This window comes from Achromobacter sp. ACM01 (assembly GCF_014851745.1).
In the GTDB taxonomy this organism is placed as follows: Bacteria; Pseudomonadota; Gammaproteobacteria; order Burkholderiales; family Burkholderiaceae_B; genus Achromobacter; species Achromobacter aegrifaciens.
This window is the reverse complement of the sequence record NZ_JACVAF010000001.1, coordinates 976621-1002381: the sequence shown is the minus strand read 5'-3', so window position 1 is coordinate 1002381 and position 25761 is coordinate 976621. Positions and strand designations below refer to the sequence as shown.

Here is a 25761-nt window from a genome sequence, read left to right as displayed (position 1 = left end):
CGTCGTTCAGCGGCGCTTTCTCGCGGCCTCCAGATCGCTGCGCAAGGACGCAGCGTCCGGCCGCAGGGGCAGCGCCAGGACGCCCTTGCGGTCGATGGCGCCCCAATCGCCGCCGACCATCACGGAATGCTCGCCATCCTGCACGCTGACGCAATGGCTGCACACTGCGGCCAGACCGCCGCTGAAAGGCTCAGCCCACGCATAGGAGGTGGCCAGCGCCAGGTCCAGCTGCTTGTCGTAGTAGGCCATGCCTTCCGGCCTGCGCCCGCGCGCCAGCCCTTCCTCAAACTCGTCCGGGCCGTTGTCGTAGGTAATCACGGACACCGACCGGCCATCCGGCCGCACCCAACGCCAGCCAGCGACGGCCGCGGGCGCCAGGCCATCGGCGCCGAACTGCATGCGGCGCAAGATTTCGGGGTTGAAGACGATGCCGCCGCCGTCCTCGCGGGCGCACTGTTCCGCGTGGCCGAATGCGCCTTCGTCGGTCTTGTCCGCATAGAAGCAGGAAAGTTCGAAGGCAGCCGCGTTGCCCGTTGCCAGGGCCAGCGTGGTGAGCAGGGCAATAAGCATGCGTCATTCTAGGACACTGCCCCGCTCTACGCCCCCGGTATCAGTTCGCCGTGGCGCCCGAATCCTTGATGGCCTTGGCCCAGGCCGCGATCTCGCTCTGGATGAAGGCGCCAAACGCCGCCGTGTTCAGGCTGGAGGCCTGCGCGCCCTCTTCCATCAGGCGCTGCTTGACCGCCGGCGCGGCCAGCGCGCCGCTCAACGCCTGGTTCAGCGTGGCGACCACCGCGTCCGGCGTGCCCGCCGGCGCAACGATGCCGTGCCACGACACGGCCTGAAAGCCCGGCAGGCCCGATTCCGCCATGGTGGGGATATCCGTCATGGCGGGCGAACGCTGCGGCGAGGTAACCGCCAGCGCGCGCAGCGTGCCGGCCTTTACGTGCGGCAGCACGCCGGGAATGGTCGTGAACATGAAGTCGATCTGGCCGCCGATCAGGTCGGTGATGGCCGGACTGCCGCCCTTGTAGGGGATGTGCGTGAACTGGAGCTTCGCGGCGCTCTTGAACATCTCGCCGGCCAGATGGCCAGGCGTGCCCGCGCCGGCCGAGCCCATGTTGATCTTGTCGCCCTGCGAACGGATGTAGGCAACCAGCTCCTGCACATTGGCAGCCTGCACCTGCTTGCCCACCACCAGCACATTGGGCACGGTGGCCAGCAGCGTCACGGGCGTGAAGTCCTTCACCGCATCGTACGAAATCCGCGAGTACAAGGACGGATTGATGCCGTGCGTGCTGGCAGTTGCCAAGAGCAGCGTGTAGCCGTCCGGCGCGGACATCGCCACCTGCTTGGCGGCGATGGTGCCGTTGGCACCGCCCTTGTTGTCGATGACGATGGTTTGCCCCAGCGTCTTCGCCGCCTCCGCCGCAACGGTGCGCGCCAGGATATCCGAGGTGCCGCCCGCGGAATGCGGCACCACCAGCGTGATCGGCTTCGAGGGGAAGGACTGGGCTTGCGCCGGCAAGGCCGGCAGCAGACAGGCGGCCAGCGCGGCACGCGCCAGCAAGGAAGTGCGGAACATTGAAGTCTCCTGGTTTGTTGTCGGTCGCGGCGCCGTCGACGGACGCCGTCATGGCCGCGCGGCTGCGCGGTGCTTCAATCCGAGCCCAGTTGCAGCTTGTTGGGCTGGCGTTTCTCGATGGCCCACTTCAACAACGCGGCCGAACGATAGATGCCGTGGGCGAACTTGCCGTAGGGCAGCGTCAGGAATAGCGCCATCACCACGCCCAGGTGAATCGCCAGCAGCAGCGCCATCGCGCCGCCGTCGCGGCCGGCCAGCAAGGCCAGGCCCGTGGCGCTGGTCAGGAACAGCAGCGCAATGAAGCCGCGGTCCATGGGCTTTTGCGCCGCGTCGCCCTGCTGTGGATGACGCTTGAGGTTCAACCACAGCAGTCCCGCGGGTCCGATCAACAGGCCGACGCCGCCTGCCGTACCCAGCAGCACAGGCGCGCTCCAGAAGGGATACGGCGCCTGCTGGTCCAGCAGATAGTGATACAGCGTCGCCACGCTGGTGGCGGCGAAACACAGCATGAAGCCGTAGAACGTGAAGTGATGGAAGCGGCGGCGCCACAAGGTGAAGGCGTCGTCCGCGTTGTTGCAGCCCTTGCCATGCCCCCCATCCAGGTAGCGCAGGCGCAGGGCGTCATGCGCCGCTTCCGCCACTGCAGCGCCTGTGGCCGCGCCCGGACTGACATTGCGCCAGAAGCGCGTCACGCCCACGCCCAGCGCCAGCATCGCAAAGCCGAACACCGCGCCGAACATCAGCGCCAGCGTGTTATGCGGGAATACGGCATAGAAGTTGCCGCCCATGGGCTCATGCAGCAGCCCGCCCCCCATCAGCGCCGCCAGGGCCAGGAACAGCGCCAGGCCTGCGGCCGTCGCCAGCGACAGGGCCAGGCCGTTGCGCTTGTACAGCCTGCCCAACACGGGCGGCCAGGCGTAGTCGGTGTACGTCTGCATCCGCACCCGCGCCATGGATTGCGGCACGTTCACCGCGAACTCGTGCGGCGGCGCGTACTGGCAGGCATGCAGACAGGCGCCGCAGTTGTGGCACAGGTTGGCCAGGTAGTTCAAGTCGGCCTTGCCGAATTCCAGGCGACGGGTCATGGCGGGAAACACCGCACAGAATCCTTCGCAATAGCGGCAGGCGTTGCAGATCTGCATGACGCGGGCGACTTCGGTTTCATCGCCCGTCAGCAGATCCGCCCGGCGTTCGGCCTGTTTGCCATGCCAGCGCACCGGCTGCTCTGCCATGACGGGCGCTGCCTCGCCATGCTGCGTGGAAAAGGACTGGGCCTCGCGGGCCAGGGCTTCAAGCTGCTTCATGTCGTGCTTCCGCGTTATGCCGGCCGCGCGCGGCGGCGGCGGCCCGGGTGCCGGCGATGCGGCCGAAGGCCGTGCCGATGGACATCCCCACCCCGGCCGTATAGCCCTTGCCCAGCACATTGCCTGCCATCATTTCGCCCGCGACGAACAGGTTGTCGCTGGGCACGTCGCTGAACCGGACCGCGGCGGTGTCGTCCACCTTCAGGCCCAGGTAGGTAAAGGTGATGCCAGGCCGCAAGGCATAGCCATAGAACGGCGCCGTGTCGATGGGCCGCGCCCAGTGCGTCTTCGCCGGCGCCAGGCCTTCGGTATGGCAGTCGTCCAGCGCCGTATGGTCGAACTTGCCGACGCGGCAGGCCGCGTTGTAGTCGCGCACGGTCTGCTCGAAGACCGCCGGGTCCAGCCCCAGCTTCACCGCCAGTTCCGGCAAGGTGTCGGCCTGCACGCCCGGGAACACCGGCGGCATGAAGCGGCCCACGGCCTTGGCGTCAATGATGGAATAGGCGATCTGGCCCGGCTGCATGGCTGTCAGGCGGCCCCAGATCGCGTAGCGCTTGGGCCAGAAGTCCTCGCCCTCGTCGTAGAAGCGCCTGGCCTCCCGGTTGACCACCACGCCCAGCGACACGCAATCGATGCGCGTGCAGATGCCGCCGTCGTACAGCGGCGCGCGCGCATCGATTGCCACGCAATGCGACTGCGACGGATCGCCGATGCTGTCCGCGCCGGCGTCCAGCATGAACTTCAGCAGCACGCCCATGTTGTAGCGCGTGCCGCGGATCAGGAAATTGTCGGCCGGCCATTCGCCGCGCTCGTTCTGGCCCCAGGCTTCGCGCAGCCACTCGCGGTTGGACTCGAAGCCGCCGGCCGCCAGCACGCAGGCGCGCGCCTCGATGCGCTCATGGCCGATGCGCGCCGCTACGAAGCGCCCTTCCTCCAGCTCCAGCGAGTCGACCGGCGCGTCGTAGCGGATCTGCACGCCCAGCGCTTCGGCGCTGCGATAGTAGGCGTTGACCAGGGCCTTGCCGCCGCCCATGAAGAAGGCGTTGGTGCGCGCCACATGCAGCGCGCCGGACAAGGGCGGCTGGAAGTTCACGCCATGGCGGCGCATCCAGTCGCGACAGGTGGAGGACTCGCGGATGACCAGCCGCGCCAGATGCTCGTTGGTCAGCCCGCCCGTCACCTTGAGCAGATCCTGCCAGTATTCTTCCTCGGGATAGGCCTCGACCAGCACGTCCTGCGGCGCGTCGTGCATGCAGCGCAGATTGCGCGTGTGCTGCGAATTGCCGCCGCGCCATTCGCGCGGCGCCGCTTCCAGCAGCAGCACGCTGGCGCCGGCCTCGCGCGCCATCAGGGCCGCGCACAGCGCCGCGTTGCCCCCTCCCACCACCAAGACGTCGACCATGCCATCGTTCCTCTTCCAAGGAACGGACTGTAGCGAGCGGCAGCGCCCGCCGATATCAGCCAGCCGTCAACAGGTCTTCATGAATCGTGAAGAGCCACCACCGGCCATTTGCCCTCGCGCGCCAGCGTGCGCGACACATCGGCCAGCACCAGGCGGGCGGCCAGCGCCGCGGGCGACAGCTCGTCCTCGGACAGGCTGGCCAGCAGATTGGGGCGGTACAGGTGCGCGTCGTCGATGCGCGCCATGTGCAGCTGGCCCGGCGCGATCCGGGCCATGGCGGAACTGGGCTGGATGGTGGCCACGTGGCCCAGTTGCACCACGTCCATCAGCACCGGCAGGCCGTCCACCTCCACCGCCACCAGCGGCGTGCGGCCCGACTGCTGATACGCGTTGTTGACCAGCGCCCGCAGCCCGTGGCGTCCACTGGGCAGGACCAGAGGCAGATGCGCAATGGCCTCGATGCGCGTGGTCTCGCCGGCAGGCAAACCCGCCATGTCCGGCCGCGCCAGCAGGAACAGCGGCTCGTCCAGCAAGGGCGTCACGCTCCAGCGGCGCGCGGATTCGGCCTGGAACACGATGGCCAGGTCCAGCATGCGGCCGTTGAGCATGTCGCTCAGATGGCCCGACAGCGCCTCCACCAGATGCAGGCGGATGTCGGGATAGCGCTCGTTCATGGCCTGCACGAAGGGCGCGCCCAGGATGGCGGCGGTGGTGGAAGGCAGGCCCACGCTGACGTGGCCCGCCAGCCTGGCCTGCTGCGCGGCATGTACCGCATCGTCGGCGTGGCGCAACGCCAATTGCGCCTGACGGAAGAACGCCAAGCCCGCGTCGGTGGGCTCCACGCCGCTGGCGCTGCGCCGCAGCAGCCGCGTGGACAGCTCGCCCTCCAGCCGGCTGATCTGTTGGCTGAGCGCCGAGGTCACCATGCCTATGGACTGCGCGGCGCGGCCGATGCTGCCCGCCTCCACGACGCGGACGAAGTAACGCAGTTGGCGCAGTTCCATGGGCGGCCCCGGCTTTCCAGAAGGGATGACAGGGCCGATTGTAGAGGCAGGGTACGCGCGGCGTTATCCGGGGATCGTCAGGCCCCTGGCCACCGCAGGACGCGCCACGAAGGCTTCCAGCACCCGGGCGACATTCTTGAAGCGCGAGAACTCCACCAGCTCGCCCGCGCCGTAGAAACCCACCAGGTTGCGCACCCAGGGCAGGATGGCGATATCGGCGATGGTGTACTCGTCGCCCATCACCCAGTCGCGGCCTTCCAGGCGCTGGTCCAGCACGTTCAAGAGGCGCTTGGATTCTTCCGCGTAGCGGTCGCGCGGGCGCTTGTCTTCATAGTCCTTGCCCGCAAACTTGTGGAAGAAGCCCAGCTGGCCGAACATCGGGCCGATGCCGCCCATCTGGAACATGACCCATTGCAGGGTCTCATAGCGCCCCGCCGTGTCCGCCGGCAGAAACTTGCCCGCCTTGCTGGCCAGGTAGATCAGGATGGCGCCGGACTCGAACAGGCCCAGCGGCTTGCCCTCGGGACCATTGGGATCGAGGATGGCCGGGATCTTGTTGTTCGGGCTGAGCGACAGGAATTCGGGCGAAAACTGGTCTTTTGCGTCGAAGCTGACCCGGTGGACCTCGTAGGGCAGCCCGGTTTCCTCCAGCAGGATCGACACCTTCACGCCATTGGGCGTGGGCAGCGAATACAGCTGGATGCGGTCGGGGTGCCGGGCGGGCCACTTCTTGGTGATGGGAAAGGCGCTGAGGTCGGTCATGCGGGGGCTCCAGGGAGGGGCGGAAAGGTCGGGGTAATCCTAGCGCAAATCCGGTCCGCCGCGCCGCCGGATGAAATCCCCTAGCGCAGGTCTTCGGGATTCATCGACGCATCGCGCACGTACTTGTCGCCCGGCTCAGGTTGCAGCGTGGCCTCGATCTCCGGCGGAAACGCCGGGATCTTGCTGGTCTGCATCACCGCCCAGCGCATGATGGCATGCAGGTAGTTGAAGGGCACCATGACCAAATACATGAGGCCAGGGCTCTGCGCATCATTGGCGAAGATGCGTTCCTTGCTGAAGGCGAAACTCTCGCGCTTGCCGTCGACGGGCATGCAGTACAGGACCGCATCCAGCACCGCCTGAGGACCCTCTTCCATGTACCGGCGCAGGAACTCCCAGTGGGAATAGGCATTTTCGACGCGGCTGGTGGCGATGCAAAAGGCGAAGGTGTCCTGCACCGTGGCGCCGTCCTCGGCCAGGATCAGGCCGCGTATGTCCCAGTTGAGCCAGCCGAACGTGCCCTTGCCCCGGCCCAGCGTGAAGTAAATCTTGTCCCAGGGCGCCGTCAAGACGGTGCCATTCAGCCGGAACACGTGTACCAGCCGGCGCTTGCGATCCAGCGCGATGGGATAGTAGGTCCAACGGAACATCTCCTTGCACGCAATCCAGACGCCAGCCAAGCCCAGCATGGCGAACATCGCCATTCCGATGAAGATCGCTTCCCAGAGACCGTTCTCATTGGGCAGATCGCCCGCTACCAGAATCCAGGCCAGCATCAGGATGCCACCCACACCAAAGGCGATTCCTATGGCGCCGATCAGTGCAATAAAGCCTCGCCAGCCATACCAGCGATCCACCGACAGCAGGCTGTTGGAATTCATCTTCACGACGCAGAGCTGCGCCAGCAGCGGCACATCGAGACGCTTCTTTTGCAGCAAGCGATGCTCGCGGTCGAACTCCGAAAGCGGACGATCGTTAGGGAACCTGGACATCAGTCCCGTAAAGTCCATCACGACCCTCCCAAGGCCACGCGCAGGCTGTTCATCTCTTGCTGCACCCCATAGTAGTAATCGGCCCCGGCCTGTCCCTGCAGTTTCCCCCACAGACAGCGCTTCAGCCATTCATCGATCTTGTTGCCCTTGAACTTCTCTATCAATATCGCCACGATGATCAGGAGCACCGCCGCGATCAGGCCCACGACCGTGGCCGACAGGGCGAACGCTCCGATGACAACCAGGCTGAGGATACCCGAGGCAAGGTAAAGCCCGCCCATCAAGCCGTTCTTTTCAATCGTGAATTGGTCCGCGGCAGATTTGAAATCGAACACGGCCATGATGACGCCAGTGACGACGCCTATGCGGCCGCCCCATCGCACCAGCAGAGAACCGGTGGTTTCAAGTCCCACCCCAATCCCCAGCCGCATACCCGCGGCCTGCCGGCTCTTGAGCGCCACGCCCAGTACGTCTGCCACCGAGCCGCCCGCCGACGCGATGCCGACCACGAACTTCCAGCTCGCGTCGCTGCGTTCGTGAGGCATGGCCGATTCCAGGTCGCTCCAGAGCTTGTACACCGCCACAGTCTGGAACAGGCAGCCGACGACGCCGACACGGACGTCCGTGTTGATCGCGGTGCGCCAGCGCGACAGTTCCCGGGCTTCGTATTCCTCGACCGTCATGGTGGTCTGCGCCAAGGCCCTGGCCCTATCCGCGGCCCGCAGGTCCGTTGACACATTGGCGGCAGCGTCCCTGTCCACCAGCATGAACCAGCGCTTCTTGTCGGTGCCCTCCAGCTGTTCGCCGCGCACCTCCAACCGCCGCAGCTCGTCCGCCACCGCCTGCTCCATCTGGCGCATGCTCACCTGGCTGCCATGCTGGCGCAGTACCTCGCGGATCAGCGCGGCGCGGAAAGCCTTCTTGCCGCCCTCGACTTCCACGATCGCCACGTTCTGCCGCGCCAGCAGGCCCACGTACATCGCCAGCTTGCGCGCGATGCCGCTATCCACGCCCAGCCTGAGCACATGCACAACCGGCCCCATGACCTGCTCCAGCAGGCGCGCGGTCTTGTCCATCTGACCTTCGCTCAGCACCTTGAGCCCGGTCTTGTAGGCCTCGTGCAGATTGCCCCAGGGGATGGCCTTCCAGTCGAGCGCCGCTTCGTGCGCCTCGACCACCTTCTTGACCACGAAATCCTGGTTGTGGAACATGGCGCGCAGCAACAGGTTGCGCGTGTCGTCCGGTTCCCCCTGTAGCCAGTCCGCATACTGCTTGAAGCAAATGCGCTTGTCCTGGGTTCCGTCGATGCACAACGCAAGGACCGTCTGGTAAACCGCACCGCTATCCGCGTTATTGGAGTCGTAGTTGCATTCGAACGAATCGAGCGTTTTCTGGCAGGTGATCCACGCCACGTGCGCCTTCGCCAAGGGCACGATGGTCGCCGCGTCGAATTGCGCCAAGCGCTCGTCGAATCCCTTCTGCCATGCCCTGCGCGCGTTCTCGTCGTAATTGTCGAAGTACTTCGACCAGGCTTCCCAGCGCACCTTGCCGCGCTCGGCCTCGGTCGGATGGCGATAGTCCTCCGCCTCGGCCATGCGCTGCTTCTTGTTCTCCGGCATCAGCCAGTCCGCCAGCATCTGGCCTACCGCCAGCCCCCCGGCCCCCGACCCTCCCGGGCCGGCTCCCATACTCGGAGTCGTGGTCCCATAGACCGTATGGTTGGTGGCATCCCGGCCTCTTTGCTCCAGGAACTCGCTCTCGGCCGACTGCATGATGATTTCGCTAAGAGACTCGATGGACTTCGACACGGTCAGGGGACGCAGGTCCTCCTTGTTCGATACGAAGTCGTCGAAGCGTATGCGCATCAGCCGCGCGAGATCCTGCAGGATTCCGGTGCTGTCCGGCAGCGCCAGCATCAGGCCCTTGCCGGGCAGGAAGGCCTCCGCGGCGTTCTCGATCATTTCCCCCATCCAGCCCTTCACGTCGTAATAGCCGACGGTGCTCCAACCCAGCAACTGCTGCTTCTGATGTTGATCCAGGTCGCGCTTGCGATGCACCTGGTAGTCCGCGGCCGTATCCTTCAGGGTGTTGATGCTCTTGGCATTGGCGTGCTTGCCGCTGCTGAGCCAAGCCTGCACATCGAACTTGAACATGTGCCGCTCGCGCATATCGGCGCCCTTCTTGCCCTTGTGCGCCTTGCACACGTCCTTGGTCCACTGCACGTCCGAAAACGCCAACCATACGAATGTCGCTTTTTTGGCGTTCGGAATAGTCAGCAGCGAAGCCTTGGCTTCGTGGTCCATCGTGCAAGTAAAGGTCCGGTCGCAGTCCTGCACCGGCTTGTCGAGATCAAAGTTGTACAGCGTGGCGTTTTCGTTGACGTAGTAGCCCTTCAGCTCAGAGCGCGCCTCGTCATAGACGTACAGATAGCCCGGACGCAGCAGCCGCACGCCATAGCGCGCGCTGTCACCCAGGGGCCGCTCTGCCAGCTGCGGCGTGTTCAGGTCGCCGTCCAGCGCCGCAAAGGCACCGTCGTTCTTCAGCACCGCGTAGCGCAGCGGCATGATGGGCAGGCCGATCCGGTGAAACGGGCAATCCTCTCCGCAATCCAGCGACGAGCGCTTCTTCCCGCAGTTCTTTGCATCATCGGCCATCGGGCTCTCCAGTTCGTTCCATATCCGCGCGCACGCTGGACCAGTCCTCATCGGACAGGTCCTGGACCGCAGCAAGGTAGGGGTAATCATCTTCGGGCTGCATTGCTGCCAGGCAGGCGCGGACCCGCTCGTGGCGGTGGAAGGCGGGGTGCACGTCCAGGGCATGCCGTGCAAACGCCTTGCGTTCCTGCGCGGTCGCCAGGCCCAGTTCGCGGGCCGTGCGGAAATGCGCCATCACCTTCTGGCCCAAGGCGACGCGCCCTTCGGGCTCCAGCGTATCCAGGTCCGACAGCACTTCATTCAGGGCCTGCACCTGGGTCAAGGCGAAGGACTGATCCACGCTCAGCTTCGGACGCGCCGCCCCCTCGGCGTCGGGGCGCGCCACCGCACGCCATGCGCCATCCAGGTGGAACACGAAGCGCTGCACCGGCCCGCAAAGCCAGAACAGCTGCGCCGGGTCCAACATCCATGGCAGCTGGACCAAAACGCGCGGATCAAAAAAGCGGAAAAAGCACGGCCCCTGTCCCGCGATGTCGACGATCATCCGCGAGCGCAGATGCGCGGCGACGGCATCGGCGGGCTGATCGGACTGCAACAGCAGCCCCAGCCAGAGATCCTCGCCATCGAGCAAGGCCTGGTTCAGGCTAGCCAGCGCCTGCGCCTTGTCCGCCGCTGGCATTGCGGTCAGGTCCACCAACCGGGGCATGAGTCCCGGCATTTTCCGTAGCGCCGGCGGCACCAGGGCTTCGGCCTGGACGCAGGCCGGCACGCCGGCCGTCCGCTCGTCCTGGATGAGGCCAAAGCCATGGGCGCTGAAAGCCTGGTAATCGAGCATGCCGCCTTCCTCCCGCCTCAACCCAGCGGCACCACGGCGCCGCCGCGCTGGGCCGCGCCGCGCACGCGCGCTTCGCACAAGGGGCTGGCTTCGTTGAAGACCAGGTTCGCCTGGCTGCTTTCCGGGCCGACCCAGTTATGCACGCCGGCCTTCAGCTCGACCTTCCCCGGCGCATGGAGCTGAATGCCGCCGCCTTCCACCCGCACATAGGCGCCGCCGGCCGTCGCCAGCACGCGCTTGGCCGCCTGCACCGTCACGCCGGCCTGCGCCGACGCGAAGGTCACCGCCTTTTCCGCGGACAGAGTCATCTTGGCATCCTGACTGTGCAGGCGCAGCTTGCCGCCCGCCGCATGCAGCAGCAGCCCCTGGCCCTGCACCGGGCTGCCGCCGGACGCCTTGCGGCCAAGCGTGAACAACACCGCGCCGCCGGCCACGCCCACCGCCAGGTTGGCGCTGCTGACCCAGTTCACGTCCGGCGCCACCTGCGCCAACGACGCCCCGGCCGCCAGGAAGGCGTCGGCCGGCGTGTATTGGCCGATGCCGCTGGGCGCGCTCACCTGCAACTGTGGTTCGCTATAGGCGGCAACGGGCTCGCCCTCGGGCGCGTCCTGCTTCGCGTCGATCACCTCCAGGACGTGCTTCAATGCATCCTGCGCCGGCAGTGTTTCCGGATCGTCTTCCAGCACCGCCTTCTGTCGCGCTGCCGCCTGCGCCAACTCCTCCGCTGAACGCGCCGCCCGCTCGATCTGCTTGGCCGCTTCCGAGCTGTCCAGCAACGCACCCTCGGCGTTCCCGCGCAGGTCCGCGCTGATCAGCAGACCGGAGCCGCCGCGCAGCGCCACCGCCTCTCGGGTCGACAGTTCCGCGCCGTGGCCCAGGTCCTGAAGTCTTTCGTTGTCGCGCTGCTGCTTGATATGGCCCAGGTTCAGGCGGCTCTCGGCCTGCGTGGTCGAAGCCGTCAGACGCGACTGTCCGGGCGTGTCGTCGTGCACCAGCTGGTTGTAGCCGCCGGTGCCCTGGCCGCTGCTGGCCAGCGCCTGCGTCTTGAAACCGGACATCACCACGTTGTGCGCATGACCGTCGGCGCCGCCCGCGAACCAGGCGGGCGCGTTGCCGGTGGCGTTGGCGGCGCCGCCTTGCACCTGGTTATGCGCGGCGTCCTCGGCGCCTGCGCCGTTGTAGAGCGCGCCCACCACCACGGGGCGGTCGATGTCGCCGTGCAGGAACTCGACCAGCACTTCCTGGCCGACGCGCGGCACGAAGTTCCCGCCCCAGTCACCGCCCGCCACGGACTCCGCCACCCGCACCCACGTGCCAAGTTCGTCCTTGGCCGGCGCGTTCTCGTCGCCCGAAGGATGCTCCAGGCGGCTGCTGGAAGCCTTGCCGCGTTGCCAATGGAACTGCACCTTGACGCGGTGATCGCGGTCGGTGTGCACCGGCGCCTCGGCGCCCACCACCAGCGCGGTCTGCGCGCCGTACACGGTGGGCCGCGGATGCAGGCGTTCGCCGTGCCCGTCGCGCGTGGCCTTGCGGAATTCCGTATCGATGCCGATGCAGGTAAAGGTATTGCGGTAGAAGTCGGCCTCGGCTGCCTGCGGACCGGTCTCGCCCAGCGCCTCGCGCACGGCGCGGCCCAGGTCCTCGTCGAAGTTGTTGCGGGCCTCGTGCCGCACGGCGATCGCCACATAGGCGGCCCCGCCCTGCTGATAATGCCCGGTCAGATCGAAGCGCTGGCCCGGCGCCAGCGTGCGCACCGTGCCCGCGCCTTCGCAGCTGTCCTGGCCCACGCGCAGCGCGGCCAGCGCGATGTGCGCCAGGCGTTCGCCCTGCGCACTGTCCTCGTAGGCGTACTGGCCGGGATAGTCATTGACGACCAGATCCATCGCGCCCTTCGCGCCGCCGCCATCGACCTGGGCCGCCACCGGCCTGGCCTGGGCGCTGCGGTAGTCCCAGCTGGCCATGCGCACCGCATTGGTTTGCCAGCGTGCGCGCCGGCTCCATTGCTGGATGCTGTCCTCGGTCTCCGTCACGTCGGCGCGCGCGAAGCGCACGCTGGCCTGCGGGCCGGGCTGAAAGGCGCCGTTGTGGTCGGCAATGATCAGCGTGTGGCTGCCCTCGCCTTCGCCGGCCTCATGCTCCACCCAGTAAAACAGGCCTTCTTCGGCCAGCAGGCGCTCGACGAAGGCATGATCGGTTTCGCGATACTGCACGGTGAGGCTGCGCTTGGCGTAGGCGGCGCGGTCCTTCACCACCCAACGCCATTGCGGCGCCAGCCCCCCCTGGTCCTTGTAATCGCCGAAGATGCTGTCGACGATTTCAATGACTGTCTTGTCCTGATAGGCAAAGCTGTCGCGGCGCGCGCGCAGAAACGCGAGCCAGGGCTCCAGCGTCAATCCATAGCGCGCCAGCCCGCCGTTGGCGCCCTGGAACTCGGCCGCCATGATGTAGCCATTCCAGACACGGGGCTGTTCGCGGCCCAGCGCGGTCTGCAGGCGCAGCGTCGCCGGCTTGCCCAGCAGTTCGGACAAGGGGATGCCGGCATCGTCCGACAGCGCCGTCAGTTCCAGCCGGAACGCGCCGTCCGACAGGGTCTCCGTGGCGGACAGCGTTTCCGCGACGAGCCGGTTGGCGCCCAGCGGCGTGCGCAGGTCCAGCAAACGGTTGGCCTGGTCGACCGACGCGATCGACATTCGGGAAAGGCCGGCATTATCCATCGGCATGTCAGGCTCCGGCGTCAGGCAAGGCGGTAACGGAAATCGCCGTTCTTGCCGGCGGTAACGCGGATGCGGGCGATGGCCTCGCCCTGCGCCATGCGGCCCAGCACCTGCTCCGCGATTTGCGGCAACAGCGTGCCATTCAGGATGTGGTCGACGTTGCGCGCCCCCGTATCCACCTCGGTGCAGCGCGCCAGCACGGCCTCCACCAGCGCCTCGTCCCATTCGAACGCGGCGCGGTGATTGGCCTGGACCCGCTGCGCGATGCGGCCGAGCTTCAGCCCGATGATGCGGGCCAGCGCGTCGTCGTCCACCGGGTAATAGGCGATGGTCTTCATGCGGCCCAGGAAGGCGGGCTTGAAGGCCTTGTACAGCTGCGGCGCCAGCAGTTCCTGCAAGGCCTCGGGATCGGGCCGTTCCTCCGCGCTCTTGTTCAGGCACGCCTGCATGATGGCCGAGGACCCGACATTGGAGGTCAGGATGATGAGCGTGTTGCGGAAATCGATTTCGCGGCCTTCGGCGTCGTCCATCACGCCCTTGTCGAACACCTGGAAGAACAGCTCCAGCACGTCCGGATGAGCCTTCTCGATTTCGTCCAGCAGCACCACGCTGTAGGGCTGGCGGCGCACCGCCTCGGTCAGAACGCCGCCCTCGCCGTAGCCCACGTAGCCCGGCGGCGAGCCCTTCAGGCCCGATACGCTGTGGGCTTCCTGGTACTCGCTCATGTTGATGGTGACCAGCTTGCGTTCGCCGCCATACAGCACGTCGGCCACGGCCAGCGCGGTCTCGGTCTTGCCCACGCCCGAGGGGCCAATGAAGAGGAACACGCCCTTGGGTTTGTTCGGGTCCTCCAGGCCGGCGCGCGCGGTGCGCACGCGCTGCGCGATGGCGTGCAAGGCATGGTCCTGGCCGATGACGCGTTCGGCCAGCAGGGGCTGCAGTTCCAGCACAGTGCGGATTTCGTCGTTGACCATACGGCCCAGCGGAATGCCAGTCCAGGCCGACACGATCTCGGCGATGACCTGCGCGTCCACGAAGGCCGGCACCAACGGCGCCTCGCCCTGCAAGGCGCGCAGTTGCTGCTGCAGTTCGGCCAGTTGTGCCTGGCCGGGCGTGACGGGTTCGGCCGCCTTGCCCGAGCGGCGCTTGCCGGCGGGCTCCGGCGTCACGTCCGTTCCCGCCGCTTCCAGTTCCTCGCGCAGCGCGTGGATCTGCCTGACCAGCTCGCTTTCCTGCTCCAGCCGCGCTTCCGCGTCCGTCAACGCGGCGCGCGTGGCGTCCATTTCCTGATCCAGTTCGCGCAGGCGCGCGGATTGCGCCGCGCCCGCCGCGGCTTCGCGGCGCAGGGCGGCGCGTTCGGTCTCCAGGCGCGCCAGGCGGTGGCGCGCGTCATCGATCAGTGCCGGCGTGGCGCTGCGGCCCAAGGCCACGCGCGCGCAGGCCGTGTCCAGCACACTGACGGCCTTGTCCGGCAGCTGGCGGCCGCTGATATAGCGGTGCGACAGACGCGCGGCGGCCACGATGGCCTCGTCCAGCACGCGCACGCCGAAGTGCTGCTCCATCAGCGGCGCCATGCCGCGCAGCATGCTGGCGGCCAGTTCCTCGCTGGGTTCTTCCACCTTCACGACCTGGAAGCGGCGCGCCAGCGCGGCGTCCTTCTCAAAGTACTTCTTGTATTCGCTCCAGGTGGTGGCGGCGATGGTGCGCAGTTCACCGCGCGCCAGCGCCGGCTTGAGCAGGTTGGCTGCGTCGTTCTGTCCGGCCTGCCCGCCCGCGCCTATCATGGTGTGGGCTTCGTCGATGAACAGGATGATGGGCGTGGAGCTTTGCTTGACCTCGTCGATCACATTCTTCAGACGGTTCTCGAATTCGCCCTTGACGCTGGCGCCGGCCTGCAACAGGCCCATGTCCAGCGTGCGCAGGGCCACGCCCGCCAGCGCCGGCGGCACGTCGCCCGCCACGATGCGCAGCGCCAGCCCCTCGACCACCGCGGTCTTGCCCACGCCGGCCTCCCCGGTCAGGATGGGATTGTTCTGGCGGCGACGCGTCAGGATGTCGATCATCTGGCGGATTTCGGCATCGCGCCCGATCACCGGATCGATCTTGCCTTCGCGCGCGCGCTCGGTCAGGTTGGCGGTGTATTGGTCGAGCGCCGGCGTCTTGGACAGGCCTGCAGCAGGGGCCGCGCCGTCCTGGGCAGCGTCCGCCGCCGGACTGTCGCCCAGCGTCACCGACTGGCCCGCCTCTTCGGAGCCCGCCGTCAGCGCGGCGAAATCGTGCTTCAGTTCATCCAGCCTGAACGATTCGAACAGGCGCGAACCGCGGCGCGCCAACTGGGCCAGGTCGGGCTCGGTCAGCAAGGCCAGCAGCAGATGGCCGGAGCGGATGCGCGTGGTCTGCGTGTCCAGCGAAGCGATCAGCCAGGCATGTTCGAACAGCCGCGGCAGATGCGGCGAAAACACCGGCGTGCGCGTGTTGCCATTCTTGAAGCCGCGGATCTCGGCATTCAGGTCCGCTTCCAGCACCGAAGCCTCGATACCGCTGCGCCGCGCCACGATGCTGAAATCGCTGGCCGGCTTTTCCAGCAGCGCCAAAAACAGGTGTTCCAGGTCCACCTCATAGTGCCCCTGGGCCATGCACAGGCTGGCGGCGCGCTCGGCCGCCTGGCGGCAGGTCTGGTTGAGCTTTCCAATCAGGGTCTTCAAGGGTGTGGCCATATTCCAGGTCGTCTAGTCTCAATGTATGGTGTGCAATTCGTAGCTGGCGTCATCGCGGTCCGATGCCACCGCTTCGGTGCAAAGAAAGGAGTTCCAGCCCAGACGCGCGCCGCCGCCTTCGCCCAGCACGCTGCCGCCCACGTCTTCCTTGGCCATCACCAGCCGCACTTCGTATTCGAAGCTCATGCCGCCGAACATGGTCAGGAGTTTCTCCAGCGCCTGGGCGCGCGCGCCGCCGGGCAGGAAGTCGGTGAACGCGTCCTTGGACAAGGGGCCGATCCACAGCCGGATGCGCATGTCGCGCTGCCAGATGCGGTCGCCGGCCATGGCCGACACGCCCAGCACCGCGCCAGGCATGCCCAGCTGCGTGCGGTTCTGCGGCGGCACGTGATACCAGCGCCCGACGAACTGCTCCACCCGCAGCGGCACCTGGAAGTAATCCGCCAGTACCCGTTGCAGGTAGGCCGCCGATACCGGCCGTTGGCGCGCGGCCGCGGCGTAGTGCGCCAGCGATTCGTCGAACACCCGACCCTGCCCCGACTGCAGGCGGTCGCGCAGCGCCGGATGGCCGATGCCGCCCAGCGCCAGCAGCAGCGGCAGGTAATGGTGGTCCTGTTCGGTCTCGTGCCGCACCGGCATGCGGTACTTCTTCCAGGCCGCGTAGAACAGCGCCGCCGCCCGGTTGGAGAAGATATCGAAAAAGGCGCGGGCGCCGCGGTCGCGCCGCGAGCTCTCGCGCGTGCTCAGGATCTCGGTGTAATGCAGCGGCATGGCGCCCTGTGCGCCCAACAGGCCAAAGAAGGCCGGTTCGATCTCCACTCGTCCCAGGTTGCCTGCTGCCAGCGCCGCCAGCCGCGCTTCGGTGTCTTCCAGCGCCTGGCCCTGCTTGTCATAGGCTGTCAGCGCGGCGATCTCGCTGGCGGGAAAGCCCAGCGAAGACGAGTTCAGGAAGCGCAGGTGCGCGGGCACGGCATTGCGCGCGCGGCTGCCTTCCTGCCGCGCGAACCACGACTCCAGCACGCGCACGGCCTGGAAAAACTTGAAGCGCTGCGGCTCGGCCAGCAGCGATTCGATTACGCTAGGATCGCGTCGCCGTTGCATGGAGCGCACCGTAGGATTTCTTCCGCGCCGCGGCGCGACAGCACAACCAGCTGCACGAAGCTGTTGGCATGCACGTATAGGCCGAAAAAGCGGTTGATCACCGCCACGAAGGCATGCAGGCTGGTGCCGACGAAGTTGTCTTCGTTGATCGTCAGCCGGATCTCGATGCCGCGCACGAAGGTCGCGAACGGCTCGCCGGGCATCCAGTGCGTGGCAGGCTTGTAGTCCAGGCCGACCAGCCCTTCTATCTGGCGCGCCGCCACCGCGGAGTGCGACAGGTCATACAGCCGCAGCGTCTCTTTCAACGCAGGCAGGCCGCTGTGGACCAGCGACAGGTGGTTCAGAGCCAGATGCGAAATAAGGCGCCAGTGCGCCGCCCGCCCCTGCTGGAAGCGATGCGTGTGCGTCGGCCGGCGCAACATGCGGATCTCACGCGCGATCGAGCCGCCCTCCAGGAACAGGTCCCCGCCCGGCTGTCCCACCGCCAGATGCGCGGGCAGGTCACGGTTGGTGCAGGTCAGTTCCAGGCTGAGGGTCTCGGTCTGCGGCAGCGAGGGATCGAAATCGATGTCGACGATAGACAGCTCCATTTCGTAGCCTGGGCTGCGCTCGGCCACCATGGCATTGCGCCGCGCCGTCCAGTAGTGACCGGCGCCCTCGGGCGTTTCGCCATGATGCAGCGAATAGAAGGGCCGGAATTCCACCACCGAATCGCCCTGCATGTTCTGCCGCACCTGACGCACGCGGTCGATCGAATAGATCTCGTAGCCATAGGCGCGGCGCGCGTCGGCCACCACCGGATAGGACGCCTGCGCATGGGTGACGCGGATGGGATCGGCGCGTTGCGCGAACAGGTTGACCACGGGCGTGCAGCCCAGCCGGAAATTGTCCGCGGAGGCCGACTCCAGCAGGCGCGCCGTGTTCGAATCCGCGCGCACGCCCTTCAATGCCAGATGCAGGGTGATTTCACGCACCGGCCCTGCCGCGCGCCTGAGCGCCGCGAGGTCGATGTCCACGAAGTTGAATTTCTCGGAGAACGCGAAGTACTCCGCCAGCAGCCGGTAGGCGGGATGCGAGCTGGCCGGGAAGTCGATCAGGGCTTCGTCCTCGGACAGCCCCACCTCCGCCAGCGGCACGTCCTGCATGCGGTTCCAGCGGCCCGGCTGCGTTTCAAGATAGGCCGCGGCGGTGCGCAGGAACAGGCAGTCCCGCAGCGCGGCTACGAATGAGGGCTCGCCATGCAGGTATACGCGCAGGCGGTCCACCGCCAGGGTGGAAAAATTCTGGGTTTCTGCCAGGCAGACCAGCGTCAGCGACAACCGGCCCGTCACGCCCGCCGGCAGGCTGGCTGCAGACGGTGCATTGGCCGTGGCCGCGAACACCGCCTGGCGTACGCTCACCGGCGCCAGGGTCACGTCATACGCCGTGCGGAAACGGCACGCCACGCCGCGCACGGGATGCGACTTCAATTCCGTGCCGCGCGCCATGCGCACCGGCGCGGTCAGCTGCGAGGCCATGCCGCCCATGTCGAACTGCGCCACCGAGCACGAAGGGAACGGGCGCAGGTAATGCGGGTACATGACCTCGAACAACGCTTCCGTGAATTCCGGATAATCGTCGTCCAGTTTCTTGTTGATGCGTGCGCCCAGCAGCGCGAACGATTCGATCATCCGCTCGACGTGCGGATCCTCGCAGGTTTCGCCGGATAGCCCCAGCCGCGCGGCGATCTTGGGATAGCGCTGCGCAAAATCGCGCGACGAACCGCGCAGAAAGCCCAGTTCGCGTTCGTAGTAAGGCAGCAGTTCTTCCATCTTTCCCTTCTTCGCCGGCGGCGTGCCGCCGGCGCCCGCGTGCATGGTTTGTTATCAGGCGGCCGCCGCGGCCTTGGCCCGGCCCTTGCTCACCGAGTACTGCAAGGTGGACGGCTGCAGCGTCGCGTCGAACGTGACCGGCTCATGCGCAGGCCCTACGTCCAGCATCGCGGTAATCGCGAAATACAGCACTGAGGTCGCGCGGCTGTCCACCTGCAGCAACACCCGCACATGCGTCAGGCGCGGCTCATGGCGGGCGATCGCCTGCTCCAGCGACCGGCAGATGAACTCGCGGTCGTAGTGACTGGCCAGGCTCAGGCCGGAAAAATCCGACAAGCCATAGGTCAGGATGGACCGCTGGCAGTTCGGAAAGCGCTTGAGCGCGTCTTCTGTGAAGACCATGCGCGTATTGAGCAGGGCCTCGATGTCGCGCGCGACCGTTTCCTTGATTTCTTCCACCGACAGGCGTCGCAACGCATGCGGTGTCTGCCCGTCGCCGTCGAACAACTTGTCGAACAGGCTGGGTTCGAATCCCTTCATCGCGGCCTCATTGAGCAAAGGCGCCGGACCGGCCGGGGCCTTTGCCGTTCATGCGGTCAGGTTCAGACCGAGTACGTCTTGTCGTTCTTGGTGAGGCTCCATGCGCCCTGGGCGTTGCCGCCCTGGTTGCCGCCCACCTTCTGCTGCGTGTACTTCCACTGCACGGCGGCGTACTTCAGCGAGAACGATTCGTGCGGCAGGCCTTCGCTGACGACTTCCGGCGCCACGCGCGAGATGATCACGTACTTGAGCTTGATTTCCAGGTACTTGACGCGGTTGCCTTCGCCGTCGGCGCGCAGGAAATCAATGGTCACTTCGTCGAACGTCGTGCCGCCGGAAGCGTGCTGATACAGCAGCGGGCTGACCACGTCCAGGTCCTTGGTGAAGACCATCTCGCCATGCTCGGTGCGCTCGGCGGTGTGGCCGCCGGAGGTGGAGGCGGTAGCCGAACGCGGCTGGATGATTTCATGGCGCCACGATCCGACTTCGATCCAGTCCGGATGGTCCTTGTCCTGCGACTCGCCCTTGAGTGCGGGGTTGCCGAATTTGACGTAGATGTCCTTCATTAATAGCCTCTCTGGTTAAAAATCGTCGAATCCGACGGTGGTCACGACTTCTGGGCTTGGGCGGGGAGTTCCGCGACCAGGCGCAACGAAATCGAAAGCTCATCGAGCTGGAAGTGAGGCCGTAGGAACGCCACGGCCCGGAACACGCCGGGACGCCCCGGCACCTCGGCAACCTGCACCGATGCTTCCCGCAAGGGGAACTGCGCCTTCTGCTCCTGGCTCGCGTTGTCGTCCAGCAGCACGTACTGCGAGACCCAGCGGTTCAGGAAGCTCTCGACAGATTGCGCGGAGGCAAAGCTGCCGATCTTGTCTCGCATCATGGCCTTCAGGTAGTGCGCCACGCGCGATACCGAAAAGATGTATTGCAGCTGGGCCGACAGCACCGCGTTGGCGTTGGCGCTGTCGGTGTTGTACTTCTTGGCCTTCTGCACCGACTGCGCGCCGAAGAACGCGGCGTAGTCCGAGTTCTTGCAATGCACCAGCGGAATCAGGCCCAGGTCGCTCAATTCCTTTTCGCGCCGGTCGGTGATGGCGATCTCCGTCGGGCACTTCAGGGCGATTTCGCCGTCGTCGGTCTTGAAAGTGTGGGTCGGCAGGTTCTCGACCAGGCCGCCGCCTTCCACGCCGCGGATCGCCGCGCACCAGCCGAAGTCGGCAAAGGCCGCAGTCAGGCGCGCGCCGAAGGCCCAGGCGGCGTTGCACCACAGGTACTTGGCATGGTCGGTGCCGTCCACTTCCTCGACGAAATTGAAGCCCTCTACCGAAGTGCCTTCCTTCGGGTCATAGGGCAGGCGGCCCAGGAAGCGCGGCATGGTCAGGCCCACGTAACGCGAGTCTTCCGAATCGCGGAAGCTGCGCCACTTGGTGTATTCCACGGTATCGAACACCTTGGCCAGGTCGCGCGGGCGGCCCAGGTCGGCAAAGCTGTCCAGGCCCAGCAGCTCGGGCGAGGCCGAGGCGATGAAGGGCGCATGCGAGGCCGCGGCCACGTGCGACATCTGTTCGATGAAGTACATGTCCTCGGGCTGGCGCGTGATCTCGAAGTTGCCCAGCAGCGCGCCGAACGGCGAACCGCCGAAGGTCCCGAACTCTTCTTCGTAGACCTTCTTGAACATCAGGCTCTGGTCGAAGTCGATGGCGGTCTGGAAGTCGCGCACCAGATCGCGCTTGGTGACGTTGAGCACCTTGATCTTCAGCATCGGGCCGGTGTTGCTCTCCTGGCACAGGTAATGCAGGCCGCGCCAGGTGCTTTCCAGCTTCTGGAACTCGGCGCCGTGCATTACTTCGCTCAGCTGGGCCGAGATCAGGCGGTCCAGCTCGGCCACGCGGGCGTCGAGCATCGCGGACAGGTTGTCCGAGACCACGACGGTGCCCTTCATGACTTCACGGGCCAGCTCGCCGATGAGATCCTTGGCGCGGTCGTGCTCGGCCGTGGACTTGGCCACGCGGCTCTGTTCGACGATCTGGTCCAGCAGGCCCGAGTCGGCCTCGGCGGCGGGCGCGGATACGTTCTGCGCGGCGGCGGAATTACTCATTGCTGCCTCCCTTGCCGTTCTTGCCGGCTTCGCTGGTCAGTTGCTGCAGTTTTTCCGTGCTGCTGAGCACTTCGCCCAACAGGTCTTCCAGCTTGTCGTTGCCCGCCAGCTTGTTGCGCAGGTCGGCCAGCTTGGTGCGGATGTCCAGGAGTTCCTTCAGCGGCTCGATCTGCTGCACCACGGCCTCGGGCCGGAAGTCCTCGACCGAGCGGAACTTCAGGTCCACGCCGAAGGTGCCGCCTTCGTCGGTCAGGCGGTTCTTCACGCGGTACGCGGCGCGCGGCTCCAGGCCGCGCATCACGTCGTCGAAGTTGTCGACGTCGATGTTGACGAACTTGCGGTCTTTCAGGCGCGGCAGCTCGGCTTCGGACTGCGCGCTGAAGTCGCCGACCACGCCCACGACAAACGGCAGTTCCTTCTGCTCGATCGCGTCGCCCTTCTCGACGTCATAGGTCAGCTGCACGCGCGGCGGACGTACTTTCTGGAGTCTTTTCTGAACGCTTTCTTTCTTAGCCATGGGGGCTCCAAGCGAAGTGCATAGTGAAGAGGCCGTGGGGCCCGATCAGGGTTTGAGGAGGTTGCCGAACGGATCCGGCGCGCGGCCGGCCGGCGCGGCGCCGGAAGCAGCCGGGGCCACAGGCGGCTTTGCGGCGGGAGCCGCAGCGGAATTCGCCGCGGGGGCCGCAGGCGTAGCGGGCGGCGTCGCCGCCGCCGCCGCGTTGGCGGCAGGCTTGGCCTGTTGCGCGGCGGCCGCGCCCTGCGCATCGTTGCGCCGCGGCTGGCGCGGGCGCGGGGGCTTGTAACCCTCGGGGAACAGCACGTCCTGGCCCAGGGTTTCACGCATGGCGGCAGCCAGCGCCACCGCATCAGTGCGGGCGTTGCCCGCCAACAGCGCGTTGGCGCGCAGATCGGCCAGCGATTGCATGGCCACGCGCAGGCCGCCCACGGCCCGCACGGTCTTGGCGGTGAAGTCTTCGGGGTCACGGTTCAGCGCTTCATCGGCCGCGACGATGGCCTCGCCGTACTTCTGCTCGTCGAAGCGGATCTTGGCGATGTACGACCACGGCTCGCCGCGCGCGGGATTGAGCAGGGCTATTTCCTGGAACTCGGCAACCGCCTGATCGTTGCCCTTGGCAGCCAGCGTCTGCGTGGCGTGCGTCATCGACTGCTTGTACTCGGCGTCGGTCTGCGGCTTGGGGGACGTGGCGCAGCCCGCGAGGAAGGCCATCATTGCGCCGATGAGGAGAACCCGGGATATGTGCATTTTTTTGGTATGTAGGAGGGTGTAACCAAGGCCGCGTATTTCAACAACCTTTTGTTAGCGCAGCACTACAGTGCATTACTTCATGTAACTCGCGCAGAAACTTCGCTCATCGTGCCGTGATCTGTATGTTGTCGCAGGCTTCCGGTATAAAGAGCCATGTCAAAACATCTCTATTTTTCTCGGTGCATGGCAGCAGCGGCCATCATCGCGGCAAGCCCCGTAATCAGCGGTTGCGCAGCGGTTTCAGCGATCGGAGCGGTGGCCGGAATGACCGGCGGCATGATGGATATGGCGGGCCTGAAAAAAGACCCGAATGCGCCAATCGATGTGAAATTGGCGATACATGCCGGAGAAAATTTGAATGCGAGTAGCGGACAGCCAATGGCTGTGGTTACGAAAATATACTATTTGAAGAATGCCGAGGCATTTCAGCGCGCACCGCTCACGCAATTGGTTGATACTGACGCCGAAAAGGCGGCGTTGGGTGACAGCATCATCGCTGCACGCGAAGTCACACTGACGCCGGGACAGCGCTACGAACACCTGGAAAAAGTGCCTAAAACCGCTGCCTACATCGCTGTCGCGGGCTTGTTCTACGCGCCCGCGCCGCAGCGTTGGAAATACGTATTCGAAGTGAAGACCGCCGAGGACACCGGCATCGTCATGGGCGCCCATGCCTGCGCGATGACCGTGGTCACCGGACAGATAGTGTTGCCACCGGGCGTGCCCGGCTTCGACCCGGCCCGCCTCGGCTCGGTGCAATGCCCGAACTGAACGCAAGCCGCGCCTAGCCGCCGTCATCGACGCCCTCTATATATAAGAAGCAAGAGCCAGCAAACGTGAGCCATTCAGCGAAGATACTGTGGGGAGAGGGGCTGTTCCTGCGGCCCCAACATTTTCAACGCCAAGACGCGTACCACGAGGCCCGCCTCGCGGAAATGAGCCGCGCGCTGCATCCCTATGCATGGGGCCTGCGCGCGGCGCGCTTCGACGCGGCGGCGCTTGCCAACGGCATGCTGCGCGCCACCGAGCTCTCCGCGATATTTCCCGACGGCGAAATCTACAGCGCCCCCCATAACGACGACCTGCCGCCCGCGGTCGCGCTGGACGGCCTGGACGGCGCCAGCACGGCGGTGTTCTACCTGGCGCTGCACCCGATGAAGGACATCGGCGGCAACTATCGGGACACGCGCCAGGAACAGGGCTTCGATGCGCGCTATGCGCACCAGGACAGCCCCGCGCCGGATCTGTACACCAACGCCAGCACGGCCGAACTTGCCTTCCTGCGCAAGAACGTGCGCCTGCTGTCGGAACACGAGCCACGCGACGCGCTGCTGACCATTCCCGTAGCGCGCGTGCGCCGCACGGCCAGCGCCGGCTACGAGCTGGACACTAGCTTCATCGCCCCCAGCGTCACGGTGCAGGCGTGCAGCGCGCTGTTCGAACAGCTGCGCCGGCTGCTGGACGCACTGCAGGCCAAGGTCAACGCGCTCTATGGCTTTCACCGCGAACCGAACAAGAACATCATCGAGTTCCGCTCGGGCGATGTGGCCTCGTTCTGGCTGCTGCACACCTGCAACGAAGCCTATTCCGCGCTGTCGCACCTGTTCCACAATCCGCAGCTGCATCCCGAGCGCCTGTTCCAGGAAATGCTGCGGCTGGCCGGCGCGCTCATGACCTTCTCCAAGGTGCACACCCTGGCGGACCTGCCGGCCTACCAGCACGACGCGCCGGGCGCGGCCTTCGCGCAGCTGGACGAAATCCTGCGCGACCTGCTCGACACCGTCATCTCCACCCGCTACTTCTCCATCGTGCTGGAAGAACTGCGCCCCTCGTTCCACGTCGGCCGGCTGGATTCCGGCAAGCTCGACGAGACCACCGCGCTCTACCTGTCGGTATCCGCCGCCACGCCGGCCAGCGAACTGGCCGAGACCGTGCCGTTGCGCTTCAAGGTGGGCGCGCCCGACGACGTGGAAAAGCTGGTGCTCTCGGCCATGCCCGGCGTGCAGCTCGTCTACACGCCGCAGGTTCCGCCCGCCGTGCCCGTCAAGCCGGGCGCCTGCTACTTCACCCTGCAAACACGCGGCTCGCTGTATGACCGCATGCTGCAGGCACGCAGCATCGCCATCTATGCCCCCTCGGGCATACCTGAACTGAAACTGGACCTCATCGCCGTCACCCGCTAGAGCCTGCCCATGACCGCCGCCGCGCCTACCCTGATGCCCGGAGCCTCGCTCCCTCCCCGAGCCGCCGATTTCTATGGCTCGCGCCCCGCGAAGTCCCTGCTGGACCTGCTGTACGACGGCTTCCTGATGCTGTTCCTGCTGAAAAGCGGCCAGGAACCCGTGGACGCCGCCTCGTTCTCGGCGCGCGTGCAGCAGTTCCTGGCAGACTTCGAGCGCAGCGCGAAGAAGATGGACATTCCTGCCGAGGACGTCTACGCCACCAAGTACGCATTTTGCGCCGCGGTGGACGAGACCGTGCTGAATTCCGGCTTTTCCATCCGCGACGCCTGGATGCTGCAGCCGCTGCAGCTGACCCTGTTTGGCGAACAGCTTGCGGGCGAGAATTTCTTTGCGCGCCTGGAAGACCTGCGCGCGCAGGGCGCGCCGCGCCTGCAATCGCTGGAAGTGTTCTACATGTGCCTGCTGCTGGGCTTCCAGGGCAAGTACATGATCGAAGGCCAGGAGAAGCTGGGCTATCTCACGGCGCGGCTTGGCGATGAAATCACGTTGCTGCGCGGCAAGCGCGCGGGCTTCGCGCCGCACTGGCCCCTGCCCGACAAGATCGCCCACACGCTCAAGCGCGACGTGCCGCTGTGGAGCATCGGCGCGTTGTTCGCGCTGCTGGGGCTGCTGGCCTATCTGGGCATGAGCCACTTCCTGAACCGCGACATGCAGACCGCCATGGCTCCGTACCATGACATCGTCAAGATCGGCCCGCGCGCCGCGCACCTGACCATCTCGCTACCCTGA

Annotated in this window: 21 protein-coding genes; 3 read left to right on the top strand and 18 right to left on the bottom strand. The window is 66.2% G+C overall.

Annotated features, from left to right (window positions below):
- Nucleotides 1-6: 6 nt before the first annotated feature.
- From IB268_RS04640 to IB268_RS04555, 18 genes are all read right to left on the bottom strand, one after another.
- The gene (locus IB268_RS04640; protein ID WP_192329383.1) at nucleotides 7-570 is read right to left on the bottom strand and encodes a hypothetical protein; all 564 of its coding nucleotides are present in this window, start codon (nucleotides 568-570) and stop codon (nucleotides 7-9) included.
- Nucleotides 571-610: 40 nt separating this feature from the next.
- A complete protein-coding gene (locus tag IB268_RS04635) occupies nucleotides 611-1585 on the bottom strand; it encodes a tripartite tricarboxylate transporter substrate binding protein (RefSeq protein ID WP_054452027.1) in 975 nt (324 codons plus the stop codon).
- A gap of 74 nt (nucleotides 1586-1659) precedes the next feature.
- Nucleotides 1660-2889 carry a tricarballylate utilization 4Fe-4S protein TcuB gene (gene tcuB / locus IB268_RS04630; RefSeq protein ID WP_225590387.1) on the bottom strand — a complete coding sequence of 410 codons (1230 nt, stop codon included), beginning with the start codon at nucleotides 2887-2889 and terminating at the stop codon, nucleotides 1660-1662.
- Nucleotides 2876-4291 carry an FAD-dependent tricarballylate dehydrogenase TcuA gene (tcuA, locus tag IB268_RS04625; RefSeq protein ID WP_125470132.1) on the bottom strand — a complete coding sequence of 472 codons (1416 nt, stop codon included), beginning with the start codon at nucleotides 4289-4291 and terminating at the stop codon, nucleotides 2876-2878. Before tcuA ends, tcuB begins: the two co-directional genes overlap by 14 nt.
- A gap of 77 nt (nucleotides 4292-4368) precedes the next feature.
- A complete protein-coding gene (locus IB268_RS04620; RefSeq protein ID WP_175180575.1) occupies nucleotides 4369-5295 on the bottom strand; it encodes a LysR family transcriptional regulator in 927 nt (308 codons plus the stop codon).
- Nucleotides 5296-5358: 63 nt separating this feature from the next.
- Nucleotides 5359-6057: a glutathione S-transferase N-terminal domain-containing protein gene (locus IB268_RS04615; RefSeq protein ID WP_119450347.1), complete on the bottom strand. Its 699-nt coding sequence runs from the start codon at nucleotides 6055-6057 to the stop codon at nucleotides 5359-5361.
- 80 nt (nucleotides 6058-6137) lie between these two features.
- The gene (locus IB268_RS04610; protein ID WP_225591293.1) at nucleotides 6138-7049 is read right to left on the bottom strand and encodes a DUF6708 domain-containing protein; all 912 of its coding nucleotides are present in this window, start codon (nucleotides 7047-7049) and stop codon (nucleotides 6138-6140) included.
- A gap of 17 nt (nucleotides 7050-7066) precedes the next feature.
- On the bottom strand, nucleotides 7067-9703 hold the full coding sequence (locus IB268_RS04605) for a T6SS effector BTH_I2691 family protein (RefSeq protein WP_054452035.1): 2637 nt from the start codon (nucleotides 9701-9703) through the stop codon (nucleotides 7067-7069).
- Nucleotides 9693-10538: a DUF4123 domain-containing protein gene (locus IB268_RS04600; protein ID WP_192353903.1), complete on the bottom strand. Its 846-nt coding sequence runs from the start codon at nucleotides 10536-10538 to the stop codon at nucleotides 9693-9695. The genes IB268_RS04605 and IB268_RS04600 overlap by 11 nt, the downstream gene beginning before the upstream one ends.
- A gap of 17 nt (nucleotides 10539-10555) precedes the next feature.
- Nucleotides 10556-13258: a type VI secretion system Vgr family protein gene (locus tag IB268_RS04595; protein WP_192353902.1), complete on the bottom strand. Its 2703-nt coding sequence runs from the start codon at nucleotides 13256-13258 to the stop codon at nucleotides 10556-10558.
- 14 nt (nucleotides 13259-13272) lie between these two features.
- On the bottom strand, nucleotides 13273-15969 hold the full coding sequence (tssH, locus tag IB268_RS04590; protein ID WP_192353901.1) for a type VI secretion system ATPase TssH: 2697 nt from the start codon (nucleotides 15967-15969) through the stop codon (nucleotides 13273-13275).
- A gap of 18 nt (nucleotides 15970-15987) precedes the next feature.
- A complete protein-coding gene (gene tssG / locus IB268_RS04585; RefSeq protein WP_175161300.1) occupies nucleotides 15988-17079 on the bottom strand; it encodes a type VI secretion system baseplate subunit TssG in 1092 nt (363 codons plus the stop codon).
- Entirely contained in the window at nucleotides 17043-18881 is a 1839-nt protein-coding gene (tssF, locus tag IB268_RS04580) for a type VI secretion system baseplate subunit TssF (protein WP_192354076.1), read from the bottom strand. Before tssF ends, tssG begins: the two co-directional genes overlap by 37 nt.
- 54 nt (nucleotides 18882-18935) lie before the next feature.
- The gene (gene tssE / locus IB268_RS04575; RefSeq protein ID WP_192353900.1) at nucleotides 18936-19421 is read right to left on the bottom strand and encodes a type VI secretion system baseplate subunit TssE; all 486 of its coding nucleotides are present in this window, start codon (nucleotides 19419-19421) and stop codon (nucleotides 18936-18938) included.
- Between the two features lie 62 nt (nucleotides 19422-19483).
- Entirely contained in the window at nucleotides 19484-19987 is a 504-nt protein-coding gene (locus IB268_RS04570; RefSeq protein ID WP_006395404.1) for a type VI secretion system tube protein Hcp, read from the bottom strand.
- 41 nt (nucleotides 19988-20028) lie between these two features.
- Nucleotides 20029-21522: a type VI secretion system contractile sheath large subunit gene (tssC, locus tag IB268_RS04565; protein ID WP_059371264.1), complete on the bottom strand. Its 1494-nt coding sequence runs from the start codon at nucleotides 21520-21522 to the stop codon at nucleotides 20029-20031.
- Complete coding sequence (gene tssB, locus IB268_RS04560; RefSeq protein WP_013396290.1) at nucleotides 21515-22039, bottom strand: type VI secretion system contractile sheath small subunit; 525 nt, start codon at nucleotides 22037-22039, stop codon at nucleotides 21515-21517. Before tssB ends, tssC begins: the two co-directional genes overlap by 8 nt.
- A 45-nt stretch (nucleotides 22040-22084) precedes the next feature.
- Nucleotides 22085-22753, bottom strand: a complete 669-nt coding sequence (locus IB268_RS04555; RefSeq protein WP_192353899.1) for a hypothetical protein — start codon at nucleotides 22751-22753, stop codon at nucleotides 22085-22087.
- Nucleotides 22754-22942: 189 nt separating this feature from the next.
- On the opposite strand from IB268_RS04555, the gene tssJ reads away from it, so the two are divergent.
- The 3 genes from tssJ (at nucleotide 22943) to icmH (ending at nucleotide 25761) form a co-directional block, all read left to right on the top strand.
- Nucleotides 22943-23560: a type VI secretion system lipoprotein TssJ gene (gene tssJ / locus IB268_RS04550; RefSeq protein WP_225588881.1), complete on the top strand. Its 618-nt coding sequence runs from the start codon at nucleotides 22943-22945 to the stop codon at nucleotides 23558-23560.
- A 65-nt stretch (nucleotides 23561-23625) separates the two neighbouring features.
- Nucleotides 23626-24972: a type VI secretion system baseplate subunit TssK gene (gene tssK, locus IB268_RS04545; RefSeq protein ID WP_054452043.1), complete on the top strand. Its 1347-nt coding sequence runs from the start codon at nucleotides 23626-23628 to the stop codon at nucleotides 24970-24972.
- Nucleotides 24973-25005: 33 nt separating this feature from the next.
- Nucleotides 25006-25761 (top strand): type IVB secretion system protein IcmH/DotU, encoded by a 756-nt coding sequence (gene icmH / locus IB268_RS04540; RefSeq protein ID WP_223283522.1) that lies wholly within the window; start codon nucleotides 25006-25008, stop codon nucleotides 25759-25761.